General features: G+C 41.1%; 3 protein-coding genes. All 3 read left to right on the forward strand.

Going from position 1 to position 5,489, the window contains the following annotated elements; translation table 11 throughout:
* Positions 1-171: 171 nt before the first annotated feature.
* The 3 genes from L877_RS0111075 to L877_RS0111085 all read left to right on the forward strand — a co-directional run bounded on the left by L877_RS0111075 (position 172) and on the right by L877_RS0111085 (position 5,055).
* Positions 172-1,815, forward strand: coding sequence for a SulP family inorganic anion transporter (locus tag L877_RS0111075; protein ID WP_026836129.1), 1,644 nt, complete (start codon positions 172-174; stop codon positions 1,813-1,815).
* Between the two features lie 97 nt (positions 1,816-1,912).
* Positions 1,913-3,019, forward strand: a complete 1,107-nt coding sequence (locus L877_RS14010) for an NAD(P)H-dependent oxidoreductase (RefSeq protein WP_084554884.1) — start codon at positions 1,913-1,915, stop codon at positions 3,017-3,019.
* A 95-nt stretch (positions 3,020-3,114) separates the two neighbouring features.
* Positions 3,115-5,055: a putative bifunctional diguanylate cyclase/phosphodiesterase gene (locus tag L877_RS0111085; protein WP_034785748.1), complete on the forward strand. Its 1,941-nt coding sequence runs from the start codon at positions 3,115-3,117 to the stop codon at positions 5,053-5,055.
* The last annotated feature ends 434 nt before the right edge of the window (positions 5,056-5,489 follow it).

Genomic DNA, 5,489 nt, shown 5'->3' on the forward strand with positions numbered 1-5,489 from the left:
ATGGTACGGCAAAAAAGAGAGTATCCAAGAAATTTTCCGTAAAAGACGTCCAACCGCTGGTGCAACACCCCCATTTTTTTTCTTGGAAACAAATAAAAGGTATTTACAAACCAGTTCAATCAGCGTATAATATTTTATGTTTTCTTAAAAATATAAATTGGAGTGAATGAAATGAAAAAAGATAAGCTAAAACCTATGCTTTTTAGCGTGATGAAAACATATGATGGGAAAAAGTTGGCAACTGATATAGTATCGGGAATCATAGTTGCCATTATAGCTTTGCCCTTGTCAATTGCGCTTGCACTTGCATCAGGTGTAGGTCCTGAACAGGGTATCTATACTGCAATTGTGGCCGGATTTCTAATATCATTTTTGGGTGGAAGTCGTGTTCAGATTGCCGGACCGACAGCAGCATTTGCAACTATCGTGGCGGGGATTGTAGCGCAAAATGGCATGAGTGGCCTTATCATAGCTACAGTTATGGCCGGAATTCTTCTCATTGTCATGGGATTTCTCAGACTCGGTTCACTTATCAGATTTATACCATATACAATTACAACCGGTTTTACCGCCGGAATTGCTGTGACAATCGTTATTGGACAGGTTAAGGATTTTCTCGGGCTCATCTATCCCAAGGGAACAGTGACTATCGAGACGATGGAGAAGGTTGAAGCCATAGGGAAAAATATTCTGTCACTCAACTCTAGTGCACTCATCGTAGGACTTGTTAGTTTGGCTATTCTCATAGTTTGGCCATATATATCAGAGAAGATACCCGGATCGTTGATAGCTGTAATTGTGGGAATTCTCATGGTAAAACTTATGAATATGGATGTAAATACAATCGGGGACTTGTATGTGATTAATAACAAACTTCCGGAATTCACTTTCCCTGATCTCTCTGTTAGAACAATAATAAGTATGACACCAAATGCGGTGACTATTGCAATTCTTGCGGCTATCGAGTCGCTTCTATCCTGTGTAGTTGCCGATGGAATGATCAATTCACATCACAGATCTAATATGGAATTAATAGCACAAGGTGTGGGTAATATTGGATCAGCTTTATTTGGTGGAATTCCTGCTACTGGTGCGATTGCAAGAACCGCAGCCAATATCAAGAATGGTGGAAGAACTCCTATTGCCGGTATTGTCCATGCTGTAGTTCTCGTGCTGGTACTGGTGCTTCTTATGCCGTATGCAGCTTTGATTCCGATGCCAACTATCGCAGCTATTCTATTTATGGTTGCCTATAATATGTGTCAGTGGAGAACATTTGTCCATCTGTGCAAGACTGCACCTAAGAGTGATATTGTGGTCCTTGTGGTTACATTTGCCCTCACTGTTGTATTTGATTTGGTTGTGGCAATCGAGGTCGGAATGATAATGGCATGTGTTCTCTTTATGAAGAGAATGAGCGATGAATCTGCGGTTTCCGGTTGGAAGTACTATGACCCGGATGAGGATCCAGATGGCGTGGATTTGAAGGAAATTCCTAAGCACGTCCGTGTATATGAGATTTCCGGTCCAATGTTCTTCGGAGACGCGGATCGCCTTGCAGGAGTTCACTTCAAGGACTTTACACGAATTATTATCTTTAGAATGAGAGGAGTTCCGGCTCTGGATGCATCAGCTATGCATGCAATGGAACTTCTGTATGATAGATGTGAAGAGGCGGGGGTCAAGATGGTATTTTCTCATGTCAATGAACAGCCTATGAGGACGATGGAGAAGTGCGGTTTTGTCGATAAGGTAGGACGTGAGAATTTCTGTGAGCACATTGATGATGCTATAGAGTGGGCAAGTAGTTTATAACGGAAAAGATGCTATTTATTTTCTTTTAAAATAATACCAAATATGATATTATATTTATATAACTTTCTACAGAGTAGTAGTAAAAAAGGGGGATACCATGGACTTATTAATTGATGCATGTGCCAGACCAAATTCCAGGACTCGCGAACTTGCAGACAGTATTGTATCGATGCTAGGTGGAGCTTATGAAAGAGTAAATCTCTATGAGGAAAAAGTCACACCGCTTGATTATGAGAGACTTGTGAGACGAGCTGAAAATGTTGATAGGATGAATTTTGAGGGCGAGGAGTTTCGATTTGCAAGACAATTCAAGGATGCGGAGAATATCATTATTGCGGCCCCGTTCTGGGACTTCAGTTTTCCTTCGATTTTGAAGTGCTATATAGAGTCGATTTGCGTGACCAATCTAACATTTAGATATTCAGAGACAGGTGCGCCTGAGAGTTTATGTAAGGCCAAGAGACTGATTTATGTCACTACCGCCGGCGGTATGATGCCTAGTGAGGATCATGGTTTTGCATATATAAAGCAGGTTTGCAAGTCCTTTTTTGGAATAGAGGATGTCATATGTATCAAAGCAGAAGGGCTAGATATAGTGGGGGCAAATGTTCCGACAATCATGAATAAAACCATAGAAGAGGCAAAGTTAATCCTTGAGGCAGACAATGCCAACGTAGAGCGATGGGAAGTCTATGATGAAGAGCGAATTAAGACGGGTTACATCAGAAGGAGAGGCGAGAAGCGAATTCTTGGAGAGTATCAGCCGGTAATCCATGTATGTGTTTTTAATTCTAAGGGCGAGATGTTGATACAGCAAAGACAATCAACTGCCAAGTCCTGGCCTAATTTGTGGGATTTTTCCTGTGGAGGACATGTGATAATGGGCGAGAATTCCAAGCAAGGAGCCATGAGAGAACTTAGAGAAGAACTTGGTCTTGATCTTGATTTGTCCGAAGTTAGAGCACACTTCACTATTAATTGGATGTATGGGTTCGACGACTATTTTCTCATTGAAAAAGATGTGGAAATTGCTAAGATTTCTCTTCAGGCAGAGGAAGTACAGGATGTGAGATGGGCAACAAGAGAAGAAATCAAGAAAATGATCCGTAGCGGAACATTTATCACATACTATGAGAGCCTCGTGGATTACATATTTGATTCAAAGGGAAAACTTGGTGCACATGCCAATGAAGATAATAAGTAATTTTGGCTTTTTTTAGTGCAAAATTAATAAAACCATGGTATAATTAAATAGAGGTAGTGCGGTTTTTTTGCGCAATTTGGTATGGATGCGCGCCAATGGATAAGGCGGGTGAGAATATGAAAAAGGATTTCAAGAAGCTAATAGGTTTGACAAGACATTCTGAACATGTGAATAATTACTTTTTTGATTGCGATGTGCGCGCAAGTGTGTTTATGTCGGCTGTTGTTGCTGTGCTTGAAATCATCATGATTATTCTCGCATTTAAGCTAGAAAGAGTTGGTTTGAAAGATATGGACTGGGTGGTTGTTCATATCATAAGCTATATAGTTTTATTTGCCGCAGCTGTTTCTGTTTTGGTCTATGGTATTCAATACATCCGAGGGAAAAAGCTTAACAAGAATCTGGGACTAGTGATTATCCGTGCTTTTTATTTTATATGTCTGGGATTTGGAATTTATATAGGTTATAATGACTATATCCATGGAGAGCAGATTATGGCTTTTTTAACCATGGAAATATTTGTATTTTGTCTATTTGTCTGGAAACCTGTTAGGGCGTTTATTCTTTCAATTATCACTTTCGGTGGATTTTTCACGATATGTCAACATGCTAGGCCTGCATCTATTGCAACAACTGTTAATTATATGGTTATATGGATAGCTGTATTTATGGTTTCAGTTGCAATGTATCAGCAGCGACTCACTGAAGCTGAGCAAAATGAACGAGTGAAAAATGTCAATAAACAGCTGGAGAAAATTGCTGTAGTGGATGAGTTGACAGGTCTTCCCAATATGTGGAAGTTTCGCGAAGATTCCAAGGAAATGCTGAGAAAGCAGGGAAGACGTGTGAGTAGACTTTTGTTCCTTTTCTTAGATATAAGGAATTTCAAAAGTTACAATGAGAGCAACGGATTTGACGCTGGCAACAGGTTTATGGTGGAATTTGCAAAGAAATTGGATGCTATATTTGAAGAATCTGTTGTAGCGAGATTTTCCGACGACCATTTTGTAATACTCACACCGGAAGAAGGCATGCAAGAAAAGCTGGATAAGATTCGAGAAGTAATTACCAGTATGCAGGGAGATATTCATCTCGGACTCAATGTGGGTGCATATCGACCAAAGGATGTCAATTGCAGCCCGGATATGGCTTGTGACAGGGCAAGATATGTATGTAGCTCTATTAAGCATAGATATGATCTTGATTATAGAGAATATGATGACAAAATTGCTGAAAAATTTAAGCTTCGTCAATATGTGGTCAATCACATAGAGGATGCTATAAAGCACAGATATATACGAGTTTATTATCAACCGGTTGTATGGGCAGAAGACTCAACAGTATGTGCTCTCGAGGCTCTGGCCAGATGGGAAGATCCGATACATGGTTTTATGTCACCAGCTGATTTTATCCCTCCACTGGAAAAATACAGACAGATTCACAAGCTTGATCAAGAGATTATGAGAATTGTATGTCAAGACATCAGAAAAGCTAAGGAAGACGGCTTCCCAATTGTTCCAATTTCTCTGAATTTCTCACGTCTAGACTTCATTCACACAGACGTTGTAGGGAATTTGGAAAAGTGTACTGCGGAATATGGCATACCAAAGAATTTCCTTCACATAGAGGTCACAGAAAGCGCAATAGTAGACTCGGATGAAAATATCTATAATGCCGTTGTAAAGCTAAGAGAATTGGGATATTCTGTATGGCTTGATGACTTTGGCTCAGGCTATTCTGCACTCAATAGTCTCAAGGACTTCCAATTCGATGTCATGAAGATAGATATGCTTTTCCTCAAGGGATTTGATGAGAATGAGAGATCAAGACCGATTATCTCAAGTGTGGTAAAGCTGGCTGAAGAGATTGGAATGCGAACCCTTTCAGAGGGAGTTGAGACAGAAGAAGAGCACAAATTCTTGCGTGGAATTGGATGCGAGAGACTTCAGGGATATCTCTTTGGAAAGCCTATGCCAATCAATGAATTCAAGAGACTTGTAAATGAGGGTGAATTGGTTATTTCTGACAAGTTGTAGAGAATAAAGAATCTTATGTTCAAAAGCTCTGGCTCTGCCAGGGCTTTTGTTGTGCCATGGCATGCCCCGAAAGTGGAATGAGGTGGCCCCGGAAGTGGACTTAGGAGGTCCCGGGAGAGAGAAGGGGCATGCCAAAATGGGAAATATAAAATAGGCATGCCCCGGAAGTGGACTTAGGAGGTCCCGGGAGAGGGAAGGGGCATGCCAAAATGAGAAATATAAAATAGGCATGCCCCGAAAGTGGAATGAGGAGGTCCCGGGAGAGGGAAGGGGCATGCCAAAATGGGAAATATAGAATAGGCATGCCCCGATAGGGGAATGAGGAGGTCCCAGGAGAGAGAAGGGGCATGCCAAAACGGGAAATATAAAATGGGCATGCCCCGGAAGTGGACTTAGGAGGTCCCGGGAGAGAGAAGGGGCATGCCAAAATAAGA

It is taken from the genome of Eubacterium xylanophilum ATCC 35991, assembly GCF_000518685.1.
GTDB classification, from domain to species: domain Bacteria; phylum Bacillota; class Clostridia; order Lachnospirales; family Lachnospiraceae; genus Eubacterium_F; species Eubacterium_F xylanophilum.